Raw genomic sequence first — 18619 nt, 5'->3', positions numbered from 1 at the left:
GAAATAGAGTGACTCTGATAGGTGTTACACCGTTAAGCGCCACGCCAACCCTGTCAGGGGTAGATGCTCACTTCTATCAGATTCTGATCCGGGTCGAGGAAGTAGATGGATTCTATCGGCCCGCAGGCACCGCTTTTGGTCACCGGCCCCTCGACAATCTCCACCCCGTGGCAGGCAAGCTGGGCCATCACCTGCTCCAGCGGCCAGCGGGTGATAAGGCAGACATCCCCCGACCCCACCTGCGCCCGATTGCGCGGCTCCTGCCCCAGCAGTTGCAGATTGATCTTCTGGTTGCCAAACCCTACCGCCCGGCGCCCCGCACCGAAGGTGATGGCCTCCATATTGAGCACCGAACTGTAAAATGCCACGGCCCGTTCAATATCACTGACCGTCAATACCAGATGGTCGATATGGCTGATCATGGTTACCTCCTAGTGGTGATCTATCACTGCCCAACCACAAGAGATAAAACCATATTTGATCACCAAATAATGTTAGTGCTATCTCTTTTTAGAAAAGAAAATTTCAAGCACAACCGTTAGGTGTCAAGAAAGTCTATTCTCTGCAATCAATTCCTGCCGTTTCAATTACATTTGACAGAGAACCTGAAAATACCATCCTTGTAATTAAGTCTTCGTCATCATCATATGAAAATGATAGTAACTCATACGAACCGCTATCTTCATTTTCGAAGATTACCAGTCCATTAGTTACATCACCGCTTATTAGCCATGTCTGATAAACCCAATCAGCAGACAAACCAATCATAGGGTAACGACGATTCAACACACCTATCAAAACATCAGAATTCATATCACCACCATTACCAGCCACATCATTTTTCAACATTCAGAATCATACCATCCACACATATGAATGGATAATAAAAAATAATATCCACCACACGTTTAAATCATACAAACTGATATAAAAAGGGGGTTAGATAAATAGCATCCTTCAATATTAATGTGATTATTTTCTATTCATTCTGATAATTTAACTCACATCCACCAGCAATTTCACCATGACTTGTACCACTGGTCAGCCACCAGCTGATAACCAGGATCAAACGTTCTGGATCATGTCGCAAGCGCCCTTTCAGAGCACACTCCCAGATCGTCAAACGGCGGATCCCCAGCTGTTCAAGCTCGGCTAGGTGACGAGCATCACGCGCACGATTGCTGGCAATCTTGGTCTGCCAGAAGTCGGTTCTGGTCGATGGGAGTTTGAAGAGATGGCAGTCATGTCCGTGCCAGAAACAACCATTCACCTCGATCACCGCACGGTAGCGCGCCAGCCAAAGGTCAGGCTTACCCGGCAAGGCTGCATTGTGCAGACGGTAGCGAAATCCGGCATGATGCAGCAACTGGCGAATCTGTATCTCCGGCTTGGTATTGGCATTCTTAATCCCGGACATAAACCGGCTTCTGGTCTCTGGATTCACTATGTCGGGCATACAGATACTCGTTTGAAAGCGAATGATTGATACTGTATTTTTTTACAGTCTCGGGCGTTCTCTCTGGGTTAAATGAGTGATAAGATTCCGCGCAACTGCAACACGCCCAGATTTTGATATGACATACTCAACCACCTCTGCACACAACACACCTGAAGAAGATCAGGCATTCTCCAGCAAACGCCAAGCTGAAGATCGCCATCTGATGGATAAAGTCCTGGAAATCTACGACCAAAAGCAAGTCGCTGAAAAGTTGCGTGCATTGGGCGATGCCGACTGGACTCGTGAATCCCTGAACCGCTGGCTCAATGGCAAGATCGAACAAAAGCCGCTGACTCATCTCGAAACAGAGATGCTGAAAAGTCTCATCCCTTCGCCCCCCAAGCATCATGGCCATTACGATTTCAAATTTATTGACCTGTTTGCGGGTATTGGTGGCATTCGGAAAGGCTTTGAGGATATTGGTGGGCAATGTGTCTTTACCAGTGAATGGAACGAACAGGCTGTCAGAACTTACAAAGCCAACTGGTACTGTGATGAAACTGCACACAAATTCAATTCCGACATCCGTGAAATCACCATGCCGGACAATGACGATCGTGATTTTGTCTATGCCCACATAGATAAAGAAATTCCAGATCATGACGTACTGCTTGCCGGATTCCCGTGTCAGCCCTTCTCACTGGCAGGTGTATCCAAAAAGAACTCTCTTGGTCGCGCTCATGGATTTGAGTGCGAAGCTCAGGGAACCTTGTTCTTTGATGTGGCTCGTATCATTGATGCCAAAAGGCCAACAGCTTTTGTGCTTGAGAATGTGAAAAACCTAAAGAGTCATGACAAAGGCAACACATTCCGGGTAATCAAGGAAGCATTGACCGAGTTGGGATATTGGGTTGCAGACTTGGATATCAACGGTTCAGATGACCCCAAAATCATCGATGGCAAACATTTCATCCCTCAGCACCGGGAACGTATTGTACTTGTCGGTTTCAGAAAAGATCTGAACCTGCATGAAGGTTTTACGCTAAGAGATGTTTCAACATTATTTCCTGAAAACAGGATTACTTTCGCAGATCTGCTTGAGCCAGTTGAAAAACTCGACTCGAAATATATTCTGACCCCCAAGTTGTGGTCTTATCTATATCAATATGCGAAAAAGCATCAAGCTAAAGGAAATGGCTTTGGCTATGGTCTTGTTGACCCCAAAAACCCGACAACTGTCGCTAGGACTTTGTCCGCTCGTTATCACAAAGATGGTTCTGAGATTCTGATTGATCGTGGTTGGGATATGACTCTAGCGGAGACTGATTTCAATAATGAGCAAAATCAGCAAAACAGACCACGACGTCTTACCCCCAGAGAGTGTGCACGGCTGATGGGATTTGAACAACCGGGTGAATATAAATTCAGAATCCCTGTTTCAGATACACAAGCCTATCGTCAATTTGGTAACTCTGTCGTAGTTCCTGTATTTGCTGCCGTTGCCAAGTTGATGAAGCCATACATAATGAAAGCAAAGAAAAATTAATAAAAAAGCCCGTCATATATTCTATGACGGGCTTTTTTATCTACTGACAGCCTTTTACCTCGTTAATGAAATCTCGAAATGACATTAATTGAGGTTGCTGCTGGGGCGTATAAGTTTGTTGAATAGTCGTAGGTACAACAAGTTGCAAGTTATTTGCTTGCATTTGCTCTGTCTGATTCTCACTGATTGCAGGCTCCATAGTAATCAGATGCTTACGCTCCACCCTCGCAGCCTCTGCCAAGACTTGACGCCATCTGTCTTTACAAGTGGTTTTAGCCCCTAATATTCTCAGCTTTTCGGAAGGGAAATTTTTATCTGCATAACAAGCAGAGCTTGGAAATATGAAATCCGGTTTCTGACGAGCCTCAGTCAAAGCACCTCGTTCAAAGTAAACACCAGACTTGTTTAAAATAAATTCAATATGATTTTCAAAAGCATGACCACTACGAGATTTCCGACGATTCTGCACACTCAGAGAAAAGCGAACAAACTCATCTACGTCATCACCATTTTCCCCAAAACCTGCTAACAGAGTCTTTTTTACAATATGCCTTTCCAATTGACGAAATGCAGACTCTTCTACCTCCATCCATTCAATCAGTGCACTATCGGGCTCTTCAACAGGACAAATATCTTTTCCCAATGTTCTGGTAAATGCAGAGAAGTCTTTTGTTTTAGGAAATGCAGCACCAAACTTTTCCAAAATAGTGTCTAGATAGTCTGGGCCATTATGACCAATTTCGATGCCGTAACGAGCAAGCATTAACCTGATGGGAACAGCCAACCCCATTTCAATATTTAATCGTGTCAGACCCTTTTCATTGGCTTCCACACTCCTCGCCCCGAATAGTGACCGGATTTGCACTTCAAAATCGCTATGTGGAGGACAAAATATCATCAGGAGAGAACCTTCCCGAGTCAGGGCAATCAGGAAAAAATCACCGGGCTTGAAACGGTTGCTGACATCATTTGATTTGTAGTAAAGCCGCCACTCAGCCCCTCGGTCCTCTTTTTGATACCGAGCATCATACCAAGTAACAATATCTTCCGAGACCAGCGGCTCATCATAGCTTTCGCTCAAATAGACCATCGTCGCCCGGATAGTGAGTTGGCTCCCATCGTCAGGCATCCCCAATTTCCTACCAATACCGGCATTAACAAGGCCGCCGATTTCATGCTGGTGGGAGCTTTTGGGATCCGCATCAACAACGGACAGGTACTTGAATGCGGCAGAAGAAAAAACGTCAGCAAGCTGTTCGAACATGTTCATTACTCTGTCTACAGGCGAGGAAACCATAGAGTAACGTGGCTGATTGCGTTATGCATCAATATGTTATGAGCATGTGACGCCATCACCACCCACAATCTATAAAACTGTGCGAGCATTCACACCCTTCCAGAATTGGCTACAGTCCTCTCCGCCCAAAAAGTGCGCAGAGCCTCCTGGAACTGTGTCGATATTGGCTATTTGACTAATAACCATGCGGCCTTGCGGTTGTTTAACTGGCCCTAACGTCAGATAATACCGCCCGCCTTCAAACCCCGATAACCCGACTTTCAGTGACGGTAATTGATGACTGAGTACCTGCTTTTATTGATCGGCACCGTGCTGGTTAACAACTTCGTGCTGGTGAAATTCCTCGGCCTCTGCCCCTTTATGGGGGTCTCCGGCAAGCTGGAAACCGCCATCGGCATGGGGCTGGCGACCACCTTCGTGATGACCCTCGCCAGTGCCAGCTCCTATCTGGTGGAGCACTATATCCTGCTGCCGCTGGATATCGCCTATCTGCGCACCCTCGCCTTTATTCTGGTGATCGCCGTGGTGGTGCAGTTTACCGAGATGGTGGTGCGCAAGAGCAGCCCGACCCTCTATCGCCTGCTGGGGATCTTCCTGCCCCTCATCACCACCAACTGCGCGGTGCTCGGGGTGGCGCTGCTCAGCATCAATGAGCGACACGACTTTATCCAGAGCGTGATCTACGGCTTTGGCGCCGCCACCGGCTTCTCGCTGGTGTTGATCCTGTTTGCCGCCATGCGCGAGCGTCTGGTCGCCGCCGATGTGCCCGCGCCGTTTCGCGGGGTGTCGATTGCCATGATCACCGCCGGTCTGATGTCGCTGGCCTTTATGGGCTTTACCGGCCTTATCAAGATATAACCATGATCCATATTCTCTTTGCCATTCTGGTGCTCACCCTGCTGGCGCTGGCGTTCGGGATTATCCTGGGCTTTGCCGCCGTCAAGTTTCATGTGGAAGCAGACCCCATCGTCGATCAGCTCGATGCCCTGCTGCCCCAGACCCAGTGTGGCCAGTGCGGCTATCCCGGCTGCAAACCCTACGCCGAGGCGCTCGCCAACGGCGATCAGATCAACAAGTGCGTGCCCGGTGGCGAGGCCACCATGCGCAAGATTGCCGATCTGATGGGGGTCGAGCCCCAGCCGCTGGGGGGCAGTGACGAGGCCGCTGTGCCGGTCAAGAAGGTCGCCTTTATCCACGAAGATCAGTGCATCGGCTGCACCAAGTGCATTCAGGCCTGCCCGGTGGATGCCATTGTCGGCGCCACCAAGGCGATGCATACCGTGATTGCCAACGAGTGCACCGGTTGCGATCTCTGTGTCGATCCCTGCCCGACCGACTGCATCGAGATGATCCCGGTGCCTACCACGGTCGATAACTGGAAGTGGGATCTCAATAACGTGCATGTTCCGGGCAAGATTCCGGTCAAGATAGTGGAATAAACAGCGGAGCAACCATGCATTCCTTACTCGAACGTATCAAAGCCGGCACGCTCTGGGACTTTCACGGTGGCATTCACCCCGCCGACAACAAGCTGCAATCAAGCCAGAGCCCGGTGGTAGACGCCGGTCTGCCACCGCGCCTCATCATTCCGCTGCGCCAGCACGCAGGCCCCGCCGGCGATCTGCTGGTGCAGGTGGGCGACAAGGTCAAAAAAGGGCAGCCGCTGACCCGTTATGCCAAGGGGCGGGTCGTCCCTGTCCATGCCTCTACCTCCGGCACCATCACCGAGATTGGCAACCACACGGTTGCCCACCCCTCCGGACTCGGCGATCTCTGTGTCATTCTCACCCCGGATGGGGAGGATGAGTGGGGCGAGCGCAATGGCAAAGCCGATTACTGGAATCTGGAGCGGGGCGAGCTGCTTGAGCGCATCCAGCAGGCGGGGGTGGCGGGCCTTGGCGGCGCCGTGTTCCCCACTCACAGCAAGCTCGATGGCCGCGGCCAGCTCACCGAGATCCTGATCGTCAACGGGCTGGAGTGCGAACCCTATATCACCACCGATGATCGGCTGATGCAGCAGTATGCCGACGAGATCATGGATGGCATCCGGGTGCTCAAGCACCTGCTCAAACCGAAACTCACCCTGATCGGGGTGGAAGACAACAAGCCCGAGGCAATTGAGCAGCTGACCCGCCACGCCACCGACGAGGACGTGCTGGTCAAGACGGTGCCGACCAAGTACCCCTCGGGCGGTGCCAAGCAGACCATCGAGCTGCTGACCGGCCGTCAGGTACCCAAGGGGGGCCGCGCGGTCGATATCGGCATCATGGTGCTCAATGTCGCCACCGTGTTTGCTATCAAGCGCGCCATCATCGACGGCGAGCCGCTGATCGAGCGGATCGTCACCCTCACCGGCGACAGCTTCAAGAAGCCCGGCAACGCCTGGGTGCGCCTGGGTACGCCGGTTCGCTGGCTGTTGCAGCGTTTCGAGCTGCAACCGGAAGCGGAGCAGCGGGTGATCATGGGTGGCCCCATGATGGGCTTTACCCTGCCCCACGCCATGGTGCCTGTGGTCAAGGCCACCAACTGCCTGCTGGCGCCGACGCAGGCCGAACTGCCCGCCCCCGGCCCGGAGCAGCCCTGCATCCGTTGCAGCGCCTGTGCCGATGCCTGCCCGGCCGCTCTGCTACCGCAAGAGCTCTACTGGTACAGCCGGGCCAAGGAGTATGACAAGGCCGAAAAGCTCAACCTGATGGACTGCATCGAGTGCGGCGCCTGCGCCTGGGTCTGCCCGAGCGAGATCCCGCTGGTGCAGTACTACAAGATCGCCAAGGACGACATTCGCGAAGCCCGCGCCGAGGCCGAAAAAGCCGAGCGCGCCAAGCAACGTTTCGAGGCCAAGCAGGCCCGCTTCGAGCGGGAGAAAGCGGCCCGCGAAGCGCGCCATGCCGAAGCCGCCGCCCAGCGCCGTCAGACAATGACGGCCGCAGGCGGGGAAGATCCGGTGGCAGCGGCTCTCGCCCGCATCAAGGCCAAGCAGGATGCTCCCATCACAGCCATTACCGCCACCGCAGAGGGCTTGCCTGACAACAGCGCGGTGATTGCCGCCCGCGAAGCCCGCAAACGGGAAGCGGAGGCGCGCCGCGCCGCCAAGCTGGCGGAGAGCGCAAACAGCGAAACAGCCGCTACGGCGCAACCCGCCGAGGCGGTGGACCCCGCCAGCGATCCCAAAAAAGCAGCCATCGCCGCCGCACTGGCCCGCGCCAAGGCCAAGAAAGCCGCGCACGCGGGTGATAGCGCCGAGCCTGTGACTGCCGAAGCCATTGCTGCCCCAGCGGTAGATGCTGATCAGCAAAAAGCAGAGGTTGATCCGAAAAAAGCGGCGATTGCCGCCGCCATTGCCCGAGCCAAGGCCAAAAAGGCCGAGGCGAATGGTGAACCGGTAAGCGCAGATATCAGTGCGGTAGCCGACGCAGGCTCGCAAGGCGACGCGCCCGTCGATCCCAAGAAAGCTGCAATTGCCGCCGCGATTGCCCGGGCTAAGGCCAAAAAGGCGGCCCAGCAGGGCGGCAGCGCTGAGGCCGATCTGACTGCAAACGCAGGCACCAGCGAATCCGCTGCAACCCAAAGCGATGCACCATCTGTGGCCAGCGAAGCAGTTGATCCCAAGAAAGCCGCTATCGCCGCTGCCATTGCCCGCGCCAAGGCCAAAAAGCTGGCCCAGCAGGGCGAAAGTGCCGGTGCTGAGGATGCGCAGAGTGAGCCAGCTGCCAGCGCACAGACCCGCGACATGACGGTAGCCAAGAGCGAAGTAACCACCAGCCACAGCGATACAGCTGCAAGTGAAGCGGTCGATCCCAAGAAGGCCGCTATCGCCGCTGCCATTGCCCGGGCCAAGGCCAAAAAGCTGGCCCAGCAGAGCGAGCGTATCAGTGCTGAGGTAGAGAGTGCCGGAGCTGAGGGTGAGCGCGCACCGGCCGAGCCGATGCAAAGCGATGCAGCCAGCAGTGAGCAACCACTTGCCGTCACTGCCACGCCTGAAGCGAGCGCCCCTGCGGCTGATGCCCCGGTTGATCCGAAAAAAGCGGCCATTGCGGCTGCCGTGGCCCGCGCCAAGGCGAAGAAGCTGGCGGCCGAGGCAGCCAGAGCAGCAGAGACCACCGCTGAAGATGCCCCGTCAGCCGACCGAACAACCACAAGGTAATCGACAGACTCATGTTCAATATTGCGACTGCGCCGTTTGCCCATAACCGCAAACAGACCCGAACCCTGATGCTGCTGGTGATCCTGGCCTGCGTGCCGGGCTTGCTGGCCCAGACCTGGTTCTTCGGCTGGGGCTCCTTTATCCAAATCCTGCTGGCGCTGGTCACTGCGCTGCTGTGCGAGGCGCTGGTGCTCAAGCTCCGTGGCCGCGCCATCAAGCCTGCCCTGATGGATGGCAGTGCAGCGCTCACCGCCGTGCTGATCGGTCTCTCCCTGCCGCCGCTGCTGCCGTGGTGGATGCTGGTGGTAGGCACGGCCTTTGCCATCATTGTCGCCAAGCACCTTTACGGCGGACTGGGTCAGAACCTGTTCAACCCGGCCATGGTCGCCTATGTGCTACTGCTGGTCTCCTTCCCGGTGCAGATGACCAGCTGGCTGCCGCCGGAGAGCGTGCGCGCCTACAGCCTCGGCTTTGGTGATGCGGCGTCGGTGATCTTCACCGGCTTTAGTCTCGACGGCTACAGCATGGCGCAGCTCAAGCAGGGGGTGGATGGTCTCACCATGGCGACCCCCCTCGATACCCTGAAAACCGGCCTGACTCAGGGGCTCACCACAGGCGAGATCCTGAGCGGCCCGCTATTCGAGGGTTGGGGCGGCATCGGCTGGAGCTGGGTCAACCTCGGCCACCTGCTGGGCGGCCTGTTCCTGCTGCAACAGAAGGTGATCAACTGGCGCATTCCCACCGCCATTCTCGGTGCCCTGCTGGCGGCCTCCACCATCGGCTATCTGGTGAGCCCGGATGCAACCGCCACGCCCATGTTTCATCTCTTTAGCGGCGCTACCATGCTGGGGGCCTTCTTTATCGCCACCGATCCGGTCAGCGCCTGCACCACGCCACGCGGCCGACTGTTCTATGGCGTGCTGATCGGGGTGCTGGTCTACATCATCCGCCGCTTTGGCGGCTATCCCGATGCGTTCGCCTTTGCCGTGCTGCTGGCCAACCTTTGTGTGCCGTTTATTGACAGCCTGACTCGCCCGAAAGTGTATGGAGCTCGTCGCCAATGATGTTTCTGCCCTTTTCCCCCATCACAGCTGACGGAGCCCGTACATGTTAAAGAGCATGCGCAAGAACGGCCTTATTCTGGCGATGTTCGCGCTGGGCTGTACCGCGCTGGTGGTACTGACCAACGAGCTGACCAAGGATAAAATCGCCCACCAGCAGCAGCTGGAGAAGCAGCAGACCCTCTCGGTATTGCTGCCGGAGGGGAGCTATGACAACGATCTGGTGGCCAGCTGCCAGCAGGTGACCAGCAGGAAGTATCTCGGCAGCGATCAGCCGCAGGCTCTCTATACCGCCAGCAAAAATGGCGTGGTGACCGGCTATGCGCTGGAGGCGATCGCGCCGGATGGTTACAGCGGAGCGATCCGCATCGTGGCGGGCTTTGATGCCAAGGGCACCATCACCGCCGTGCGCGTGCTCGCTCACAACGAGACCCCGGGCCTCGGTGACAAGATCGAGCTGAAAAAATCGGACTGGATCAACAGCTTTGCCGGAAAATTCCTGACCCAGGATAACGAGCCTCAGTGGGCGGTGAAGAAGGATGGCGGCGAGTTCGATGCCTTTACCGGCGCCACCATCACCCCGCGAGCCGTGGTCAAGGCGGTGAAAAACCTGCTTAAACTGCAGCAGGAGCAACCCGAACTGCTCAGCAACGCCCCGGCTTGCCCGGCGGCGAACTAACGGAGTCGAGCCATCATGAACCAGATGGAACAGATTGAAACGGGCGCAGCCCCGATTGCCGAGCTGGAAAGCCGCAAGGGCGAGCTCAAGGAGCTGATGAGTCAGGGGCTGTGGAAGAACAACCCCTCGCTGGTGCAGGTGCTGGGGCTCTGCCCGACCCTCGCCGTCTCCTCCACCTTTACCAATGCGCTGGGGCTGGGCCTTGCCACCATGGCGGTGCTGGTCTGCTCAAACCTCGCCGTCTCGCTGGTGCGCAACTGGGTGCCGAAGGATATTCGCATCCCGGTCTATGTGATGATCATCGCCTCGCTGGTGACCAGCGTACAGCTGCTGATGAACGCCTACACCTATGGCCTCTATCAGGCGCTCGGCATCTTTATCGCCCTCATCGTCACCAACTGCGTCATCATCGGCCGCGCCGAGGCCTATGCCTCCAAGAACCCGCCGCTGCTGGCGGCCCTCGACGGCCTGATGATGGGCCTTGGCTTTACTCTGGTGCTGCTGGTACTGGGCGGCATGCGCGAGATCATCGGCATGGGCACCCTGTTTGATGGCGCCGAGCTGCTACTGGGCGAGTGGGCCAAATCCCTGCGCATCGAGCTGTTCCACGCCGATGCCAGCCTGCTGCTGGCAATTTTACCGCCGGGCGGCTTTATCGGGCTGGGACTGCTGATCGCCGCCAAGAACGCCATCAACGACTTGCGGGACCGCAAACAAGCAGCCACAGTGGCCCACTGCAACGTTGCCCCGGCCCGCGTCCGGGCGACCGAGCTATGATCGGACGCAAGCCATGAACAACCAGAAACGCAGAGAGATCCTCGAGCGGCTGCGGGCAAACAACCCCCACCCCACCACAGAGCTCAACTTCAACTCGCCGTTTGAACTCCTGATCGCCGTGCTGCTCTCGGCGCAGGCGACCGATGTCAGCGTCAACAAGGCGACCGACAAGCTCTATCCGGTGGCCAACACCCCGCAAGCTATGCTGGATCTCGGGGTGGACGGGCTCAAGGAGTACATCAAGACCATTGGCCTCTTCAACACCAAGGCCGAGAACGTCATCAAGACCTGCGCGATCTTGCTGGAGCGCCACGGCGGCGAGGTGCCGGAGAATCGCGAAGCACTGGAAGCCCTGCCCGGCGTCGGCCGCAAGACCGCCAACGTGGTCCTCAACACCGCCTTTGGCTGGCCCACCATCGCTGTCGATACCCATATCTTCCGGGTATCGAACCGTACCGGTTTTGCGGTGGGCAAGAACGTGGATCAGGTGGAGGAGAAGCTGCTCAAAGTGGTGCCCGCCGAGTTCAAGCTGGATGTCCACCACTGGCTGATCCTGCACGGACGTTACACCTGTCTGGCTCGCAAGCCCCGTTGTGGTTCCTGTATCATCGAGGACTTGTGCGAGTACAAAGAGAAGGTCTATCCAGAAAGCTGAATGACTGGGCGCCACAACCGTTCTACCTGTCTCGCTCGCAAACATCCGCTGCAGTGGTTCCTGTATCATCGAGGACCTCCGCGAGTACAAAGAGAAGGTCTATCCCGAAAGCTGATAGCCTCGCAACCGAGATTGAAAGCAGTACACATCACCAACCCGGAGAACTGAGCAATGAGAATTCTGCATACCATGCTGCGTGTCGGCGATCTGCAACGCTCCATCGACTTCTACACCCGCGTCCTTGGCATGAAGCTGCTGCGCAAGAGCGAGAACAGCGAGTACAAGTACACCTTGGCTTTCGTCGGTTACGGTGACGAGAAGGATGAAGCGGTGATCGAGCTGACCTACAACTGGGGGGTGAGCGAGTACGAACTGGGCTCCGCCTACGGCCATATCGCGCTGGAAGCGGACGACATCTACGCCACTTGCGAAGCGCTGCGCGCCGCCGGTGCCAAGATCACCCGTGAACCGGGCCCGGTCAAGGGCGGTACCACCGTTATCGCCTTCGTCGAAGATCCGGACGGTTACAAGATTGAACTGATCGCCAAGAAAGATGCCGGTACCGGCCTGGGTGACAGCTTCTAAGCAGCCCTAATCCCGCTGCCGAATGGCAGGATCAAAAAAGAGCGCAGATGCGCTCTTTTTTATATCCGGCTGCCGGGGACGGCGCTAGATCTCGCCATTGCGCCCCATGCTGATCACCACCCGCCGGTTCTTGGCACGACCCTGCTCCGTTTCGTTGGAGGCAACGTGCTGCTTCTCGCCATGCCCCTCCACCGAGATCTTGCCGGGATCTATCCCCAGATCGACAAACACCTTCTTGATGGCATCGGCCCGCTTCTCGGAGAGTTTCAGGTTCGGCCAGCGGCCGCCATAGCTGTCGCTGTAAGCATCGATCACCACCACGTCGATGCCCTTGTCCGCCTTGATAAACTCGCTGATCATCGCCAGCCGCCGCTTGGAGGGAATGGAGAGCTGATCGCTGTTTTTGTCGTAGGTGAGCACGCTAAAGGCGATGTCGTTGAAGCTGTAGGGCAACAGCCCACTCAGACAGTCGATAAAGGCCTGATATTTCACCCGAAAGTTAACCGACGAGAGGGACACTCGCACCGCGCGGTTCTGGCGATACCAGTCCCGATACTGGAAGGTCGGCATCCGCCCCCCCTCCAGCTCGTCGAGCATGGTCCAGGCAGTCTGCCCCTCCACCAGCCCATCGAACTGCTGATAGAAACGCAGTTGACTCACTTCTCGCCCGGCTATTCCCGGGCGCCATACCGGCGGCATGATGCCAAGGCTCACCGTCTGGGTCTGGGCCTGCGGCCGCTTGCCCTTGAGCTCAAAGTCGAGGTTGATCTTGCGACCGGCACGACTGACAAAAGCCCCCGTTCCCCAGTTGGGAATAGGATGCTCGAGGCGACACTCAATCTGGGTATCGGAGGTCAAACGCCAGACGGATTGATCCAGACCGGCACCAAATTCGGTGACCCCAGCCTGTAACTGCATACTCACGGATATGCTGACCAACCCCAACACCCAAGCGTTCAATTGCTTGTCCTCCACACGATCTCACAAGAGATATCGGCGGCAAGAGGCCAAGCTTTAGCGACAAACTGCAAAGGCGTGCCGTTGGTGTGGCAAAGGCTTGCCCCCAAGCGGCAATCGACCGCAAGCGGCGCTTATTCCCCCCTCTTAGCTCCGTGCCAACCGGCGGGAAGCTCGCTACAGTAAAACCAGGGCAACCAGACGCCGCTTATCGGGAACCAAACTCATGCACCGCTCTTGCTCCTCTTCATTGCAGATGTTGTTGCCAATGCTGCTTGCGCTATCCGGCAGCACCGTCAAAGCTGCAACACAGGATCAGGAGTGGGCACAGGAGCGCGCCAATGCGGTGCTCTCGCTGATGACCTTCACGGTGGTGCCCGACATCACCGCCAGCAACCTCGATATCGGCAGCGGCACCAATCAATCTGCCGCCCTCAACATGACCCAGATCGGTGGCGGCGCCACCATGAGCGAAGCCGTGCCCATCTATCTGGAAGGGGCGATCGGCTTTAGCCGCTACGATCCCCAGTTTGTGGTGAGCAACGGCACCGAGAGCCGCACCCTCCCGACCAAATGGAACAGCCTGACCGCCTCTGGCGGGATCGGCTGGGATATCGCCCTCCATGAAGACCCGCGCGGTGGCCACTGGGTACTGCGCCCCATCGCCAACGTCTCGCTCGGTACCATGGCCAGCGATCTGCGGATCGGCAACTGGCTGCTGGAGCGCACCAAGGGCTACTCGCTGGATTTTCTCGATGGTGGACAGCTCAATATGTACGGACTGGGCGGCTCGCTGATGCTCGACTACGAGCTCTTTTCAAAGGCGCAGGATATCGATATCGAAGTGCGTTACTCCTACCAGCACCTGCAGAGCTTTGGCGGTACCTCGACCAGCGTCAGTGGTCACGCCGAGGCGGAGAACCTTGGTCTCTATCTGCGCCGCCGGGCCCCGCTGTTTGACTGGACTCTGCTCGACAGACCGGTGCGCTATGTACTGGAGGGGGCCCATACCGCATATCTGGGGGAACAGCGGGGGTTGCTTGGCTTTGACTCCCTCAACTCCATCGGCGCCGGTCTGGAGCTGGACAGCAGCAAATACGACATCATAGTCACCCGCACCCGGCTGGTTGCCCGCTATATGTTCAGCCACAACACCAGCGGTTATTCCATCGGGTTGGCCATGAGTTTCTGAGTCGTTATTTTTACCTGCCAAGAGTGGGCAATCCTCAGGGAAAGCAAAGTAACACTCCGGATAATTATGCCCGTATTGATGGAGAATTTATTGATCTGCCCCCTTTCATATTTCTCACGACCCAGTCATATCAGGTAAAAATATCTGCCTGCTGGTAGGCTAATTCCCCCCCCTCGCACACCGAATATTGGAGTTTTTGTATGTATATTTGCGGCGCGCAATGGCTGATTTGCCCTGTGATGTCGCCAGCCTGTACCCGCTTGCAACAGAGAAAATACTCAACTCCAGATATTGCAGCCCAATGGCCAACTTTATCGATGCCCATAAGGAACCAACCCGGAGATCCCCCATCATTTGCACAGTGACCTGAACAACACCTAACTCATTGTTTTAAATGATTTATGTTTTTTCATATTTTATGAATCCAATTAATCCTGTTTTATTTTACTTACATCACCCGACTGCTAAATTTGGCGTCATCCCGGCAGGACGAGGCGCACTGAAACGACTGACTGCGGGCTACCGATAACAGGTGTGCAATGGGCACAGAAATAACGTTAAGGCATAGCAACCGTTATTTTGACGACATCACACTTGCTGATCCTTGTTGATTTGAGGTTATCTGATGAAAAAAACGCTGCTTGCTCTCTCTGTATTGGTCATGACCGGAACCGCATATGCAGGGGTGCCTGATTGATCCGCTAGCTGTCCTGGACATATTAATCTTCGCATCGAAGATGGCACGGCTTATATCAATAACCAGCAAATTCCACTTAAAAAAGTGAATTCAAATTTCTACGAGGCGAGCAAGGGGCGCACCACCCTCTCCATGGTGAAAAATGGCGACTGGGGCATCACCTATTTTGTCAAAAATGGCGACAGCGGCGCCTGCCAGCTCAATGACGATGAGAACGATGACGACGGCGATGATGAGAACGCCAGCAGCAGTGCCTACAACGGCAGCACTGTGCAAACCAAGGTTGCCGAGAACGCCTGCATGAACGCCGTCGCCAGAAAAGCGGGCGTCAGCCGCAGCAAACTGACCCTCGACTATGTGGCCGACTCCCAGGCGGGGATGATGATTGATATCAAAGGGTCCCATGACCGGCTCTGGCACTGCCTCACCGACGCCCGCGGCCATATTTCTGGCATCAATCAGGACTGATTTCGAGCCACGGCTCAGCGGGGCCCACACCGACCGTGGGGGCTCCACCCCTTATCCATTGCAATTATTTGATACAGGTAAATGAAGATGAAATCCAAACAGACTCTGCTCAATGTCACCCTCGGTTGCCTGCTGGCGGTAGGTATCTCCGGCTGTGCCGTGGCCAAAACCCATCACGGCCACAAGACCCAAGCCCAAGCGCACGCTCAGGAAGGGGCCGTGCAGTATGGCGACGAGAGCCCGTGGGCTGGCAACTATAAAGCGGTTACTGACGATGGCCGCACCGTGGCCGAAATTCACGTCGATACCACAGGGGAGACCTATATCGATGGCAATCAGGTCAAACCAAGCCACAGCGGCAGCGACTACCTGAAATTCAAGCAGGAGACCATCACTTACACCCTGCGCAAAAGCGGTGCCAGCTGGAAAGACAGCGATGCCGGCACCAGCGGCCGCATCCTGTTCGATTGATAATCCCGACACCGGCCTTGCCAGACACCAAGCCCCGCCAAGGGGCTTTTTTGCACCTGCAAAATACTATCAGCCTCTGCATGATCACCAACGAGAAAGTAGCACGTCGCAAACTCAGCCTGCTAGCGCTCGCCAAAGAGCTCAATAATGTCAGCAAAGCCTGCAAGCTCATCGGCTACAGCCGTCAGCAGTTCTACGAAATTCGCCGTAATTACCAGACCTATGGCGCCGAGGGATTGCTCGACAAATTGCCGGGCTGTAAAGGGGCTCATCCCAACCGGGTTGCGCCCGAGATTGAACAGGCCATCCTCGATTACTCCCTCACCAGACCAACTCATGGCCCGCTGCGAGTCGCGCAAGAGCTGGCTCTGCAAGACATCAATGTCAGTGCGGGCGGTGTGCGTGGCGTGTGGCAACGGCACGACTTGCTCTCCAAACACGACCGCTTGCTGCGCCTTGAGAAAACTCACCGTGAGCAGACCATTGAGCTCAATGACGAGCAAATTCGCCTGTTAGAACGCTTCAGCCCCGAGTTTCGCGAACGCCAGATAGAGGTTCACTACACCGGAGAACTGGTGGCGGTCGACACCTTCTTCGTCGGCGCGCTCAAGGGGGTCGGTAAGGTGTATCTGCAAACCGTGCTGGACTGCTACAGTCGCCACGCCTGGGGGCGGCTCTACACCAGCAAGCTGCCGGTGACCTCGGTTCATGTACTCAATGAAACGGTGCTGCCGTTTTTCGAGGCCCACGAGGCACGGGTCTATACCATCCTGTCGGACAACGGGCGCGAGTTCTGTGGACGACCTGACCACCATCCCTACGAGCTGTTCCTGCAACTGGAGGGGATTGAGCACCGAACCACCAAGGTGCGCAGGCCGCAGAGCAACGGCTTTATCGAGCGACTGCATCGAACCTTGCTGGATGAACACTTCCGTATCAAGGGAAGGACGACCCGGTATGAGTCGGTAGAGCAGATGCAGACAGACCTGGATAGCTATCTGGAGCACTACAACACCCAACGGCCACATCAGGGCAGGATGATGGAGGGTCAAACCCCCTACAACATGTTCAAGAAGGGTCTGAAATTGATACCGAAGGAAGTGCGCACTAAAGTAGCGTAAACAAGACACCGGTTTGAGGCCGGTGTCAGGTGATAACTAGATCTGTACAAATTAACCGAGACCGGCAATTTGCCAACTATCACTAGAAATTACAATCCGGCGATTCACCAGAACTCCGTTACGCAATAGCAATGCAGCCAAAAAAGAAAATGGCCGAGATATCATCTCGGCCATTCGTAGCCTGGTCAAAGACTCAAGCCAGGATATTACTCATGTGCAACTTATTAGAAGTTGTACTGCAGAGCAACAGTCCACTCGTCGTCTTGCTTGTCGATGCCCTGGATCTTGTACTCGGTGTAAGCTTTCAGCTTCGGAGTGAAGGCATACTGAACACCCAGCAGGGTCTCGTCAACCAGATCCTTGTAAGTAGAACCGGCAGCTTGAGCGTTGGCCTTGCCTTCTTTGAAGTTGTAGCCAGCCAGGAAGGTCCAAGCGTCTACGTTGTAAGAAGCAGCCAGCTCGTAACCACGGCCGTCATCTTTCATGCCCAGGCTCTTGTTCTTCACTTCGCCTTCAGTGTAAACACCAGCGAAGTAGAAACCATTGATAGCGTAGTGCGCGCCCACAGCCCACTCGTCTTTCTTACCAGTGTGGCCATTAACTTTGTTTTGCAGGTCAGAGTAGGCATAACCGGCATTGAAGCCCAGACCGAAGTCAAAGTCATAACCAGCAGCTACGCCGTAAGCTTTCTTACGCTTAACGTCTTTACCCCAAATAGCGTCTTCTTTGATCTTCTGACCAACGTCAGTGATTTTGACCGCTACGTCATCGTTGGTTTGGTAGGAAACTTTACCTTTGAAACCACCGAAGGTGTTGGAGTAGATGATTTGACCTTCTTGACGACCGTCATAGAAGTTACCGGCATCGCCCCACTCGTTGAAAATATCGGTCGGCTCGAGTACGTCGTAGAAAGCGGTGTCGGTCTGACCGAAGATGATTTTACCGTACTGGGAACCATCAAAACCGGCATAGATGTGACGCGGATCGATGTCGCTGGTATTGCTACCAGAGTTTTCAGCAGCTACTTGCCACTCGGTTTTAGCAATGGCAGACCAAGTGTTGTTCAGAGCTACTTTACCAGACCAGCCCAGACGGGTTGCACCAACCAGTTCTGCTGATTTGTCGTTAGCTTCGCCGTAGTAGTTAGCTTGTACACGGCCGTATACGTCGAAAGTGGTACCGTCTTTGTCATAGATCACTGCGGCGTTAGCGGCGGATGCAAACAGAGCCGGAATAGCAATAGCCAGAATTGTCTTTTTCATAGTTTCCAATGCCTACTGTAATTAAACACTAAGTTGTTGTTATTCCCTGTGTTAGCGATGTTCTTTGCATCACTATGCCGCCGAGACTAGCACCGGATTTTTTGAACCGCAATGAAAAAACTTGGAACTTTTTACGGAAACCATAGTCATGGAGGCAAAAATGTGAGCCAAGTCTCACCTGACGGCAAGGCAAAAGGAAAACGTTTACAATGAATCCTGCTGATTATTTGGACTCAAATAGTCTATTTTGCATGCAAACAACGCTAACT

General features: G+C 55.3%; 19 protein-coding genes. 13 read left to right on the top strand and 6 right to left on the bottom strand.

The genetic code is table 11. The annotated features are described in order from the left end of the window. Positions 1 to 53: 53 nt before the first annotated feature. The 3 genes from LRL22_RS01675 to LRL22_RS01665 all read right to left on the bottom strand — a co-directional run bounded on the left by LRL22_RS01675 (position 54) and on the right by LRL22_RS01665 (position 1456). Positions 54 to 422, bottom strand: a complete 369-nt coding sequence (locus tag LRL22_RS01675) for a VOC family protein (protein WP_005337594.1) — start codon at positions 420 to 422, stop codon at positions 54 to 56. A 133-nt stretch (positions 423 to 555) separates the two neighbouring features. After that, positions 556 to 849, bottom strand: coding sequence for a hypothetical protein (locus tag LRL22_RS01670; RefSeq protein ID WP_270904555.1), 294 nt, complete (start codon positions 847 to 849; stop codon positions 556 to 558). A 130-nt stretch (positions 850 to 979) separates the two neighbouring features. Continuing rightward, entirely contained in the window at positions 980 to 1456 is a 477-nt protein-coding gene (locus tag LRL22_RS01665) for a very short patch repair endonuclease (RefSeq protein WP_021230647.1), read from the bottom strand. Between the two features lie 118 nt (positions 1457 to 1574). Between LRL22_RS01665 and LRL22_RS01660 the strand changes: the two genes are divergently transcribed. Continuing rightward, the gene (locus LRL22_RS01660; RefSeq protein ID WP_080660189.1) at positions 1575 to 2984 is read left to right on the top strand and encodes a DNA cytosine methyltransferase; all 1410 of its coding nucleotides are present in this window, start codon (positions 1575 to 1577) and stop codon (positions 2982 to 2984) included. A 40-nt stretch (positions 2985 to 3024) separates the two neighbouring features. Here the strand turns inward: LRL22_RS01660 and LRL22_RS01655 are convergent, their stop codons facing one another. Then, positions 3025 to 4248 (bottom strand): type II restriction endonuclease, encoded by a 1224-nt coding sequence (locus LRL22_RS01655; RefSeq protein ID WP_021230645.1) that lies wholly within the window; start codon positions 4246 to 4248, stop codon positions 3025 to 3027. A 309-nt stretch (positions 4249 to 4557) separates the two neighbouring features. On the opposite strand from LRL22_RS01655, the gene rsxA reads away from it, so the two are divergent. The 8 genes from rsxA to gloA all read left to right on the top strand — a co-directional run bounded on the left by rsxA (position 4558) and on the right by gloA (position 12182). Then, positions 4558 to 5139 carry an electron transport complex subunit RsxA gene (rsxA, locus tag LRL22_RS01650; RefSeq protein WP_005337600.1) on the top strand — a complete coding sequence of 194 codons (582 nt, stop codon included), beginning with the start codon at positions 4558 to 4560 and terminating at the stop codon, positions 5137 to 5139. 2 nt (positions 5140 to 5141) lie between these two features. Beyond that, positions 5142 to 5720, top strand: coding sequence for an electron transport complex subunit RsxB (gene rsxB / locus LRL22_RS01645; protein WP_005350799.1), 579 nt, complete (start codon positions 5142 to 5144; stop codon positions 5718 to 5720). Between the two features lie 14 nt (positions 5721 to 5734). Continuing rightward, complete coding sequence (gene rsxC / locus LRL22_RS01640) at positions 5735 to 8425, top strand: electron transport complex subunit RsxC (protein ID WP_270904554.1); 2691 nt, start codon at positions 5735 to 5737, stop codon at positions 8423 to 8425. A gap of 11 nt (positions 8426 to 8436) precedes the next feature. Next, complete coding sequence (gene rsxD, locus LRL22_RS01635; protein ID WP_270904553.1) at positions 8437 to 9489, top strand: electron transport complex subunit RsxD; 1053 nt, start codon at positions 8437 to 8439, stop codon at positions 9487 to 9489. 43 nt (positions 9490 to 9532) lie between these two features. Then, the gene (rsxG, locus tag LRL22_RS01630; RefSeq protein ID WP_270904552.1) at positions 9533 to 10165 is read left to right on the top strand and encodes an electron transport complex subunit RsxG; all 633 of its coding nucleotides are present in this window, start codon (positions 9533 to 9535) and stop codon (positions 10163 to 10165) included. Between the two features lie 15 nt (positions 10166 to 10180). Next, the gene (locus LRL22_RS01625; protein WP_376867688.1) at positions 10181 to 10942 is read left to right on the top strand and encodes an electron transport complex subunit E; all 762 of its coding nucleotides are present in this window, start codon (positions 10181 to 10183) and stop codon (positions 10940 to 10942) included. A gap of 13 nt (positions 10943 to 10955) precedes the next feature. Continuing rightward, entirely contained in the window at positions 10956 to 11597 is a 642-nt protein-coding gene (gene nth / locus LRL22_RS01620; protein ID WP_005350790.1) for an endonuclease III, read from the top strand. Positions 11598 to 11768: 171 nt separating this feature from the next. Next, positions 11769 to 12182, top strand: a complete 414-nt coding sequence (gene gloA / locus LRL22_RS01615) for a lactoylglutathione lyase (RefSeq protein ID WP_005337610.1) — start codon at positions 11769 to 11771, stop codon at positions 12180 to 12182. A gap of 84 nt (positions 12183 to 12266) precedes the next feature. Here gloA and LRL22_RS01610 read toward each other — a convergent pair whose 3' ends face one another. Then, positions 12267 to 13142 (bottom strand): flagellar protein MotY, encoded by an 876-nt coding sequence (locus LRL22_RS01610; protein WP_005350788.1) that lies wholly within the window; start codon positions 13140 to 13142, stop codon positions 12267 to 12269. Between the two features lie 265 nt (positions 13143 to 13407). On the opposite strand from LRL22_RS01610, the gene LRL22_RS01605 reads away from it, so the two are divergent. The 4 genes from LRL22_RS01605 to LRL22_RS01590 all read left to right on the top strand — a co-directional run bounded on the left by LRL22_RS01605 (position 13408) and on the right by LRL22_RS01590 (position 17088). Beyond that, positions 13408 to 14331 carry an autotransporter domain-containing protein gene (locus LRL22_RS01605; RefSeq protein WP_270904551.1) on the top strand — a complete coding sequence of 308 codons (924 nt, stop codon included), beginning with the start codon at positions 13408 to 13410 and terminating at the stop codon, positions 14329 to 14331. Between the two features lie 781 nt (positions 14332 to 15112). Further along, positions 15113 to 15496 carry a hypothetical protein gene (locus LRL22_RS01600; RefSeq protein ID WP_270904550.1) on the top strand — a complete coding sequence of 128 codons (384 nt, stop codon included), beginning with the start codon at positions 15113 to 15115 and terminating at the stop codon, positions 15494 to 15496. Between the two features lie 87 nt (positions 15497 to 15583). Further along, entirely contained in the window at positions 15584 to 15967 is a 384-nt protein-coding gene (locus LRL22_RS01595; RefSeq protein ID WP_270904549.1) for a hypothetical protein, read from the top strand. Between the two features lie 80 nt (positions 15968 to 16047). Next, positions 16048 to 17088, top strand: coding sequence for an IS481 family transposase (locus tag LRL22_RS01590; RefSeq protein ID WP_270904636.1), 1041 nt, complete (start codon positions 16048 to 16050; stop codon positions 17086 to 17088). Between the two features lie 224 nt (positions 17089 to 17312). On the opposite strand, the gene LRL22_RS01585 is transcribed toward LRL22_RS01590, so the two are convergent. Then, the gene (locus LRL22_RS01585) at positions 17313 to 18350 is read right to left on the bottom strand and encodes a porin (protein ID WP_021231018.1); all 1038 of its coding nucleotides are present in this window, start codon (positions 18348 to 18350) and stop codon (positions 17313 to 17315) included. Between the last annotated feature and the right edge of the window lie 269 nt (positions 18351 to 18619).

This window comes from Aeromonas sp. PI_26 (genome assembly GCF_027854445.1).
GTDB lineage: Bacteria > Pseudomonadota > Gammaproteobacteria > Enterobacterales > Aeromonadaceae > Aeromonas > Aeromonas veronii.
This window is presented reverse-complemented; position numbering and strand designations above follow the sequence as displayed.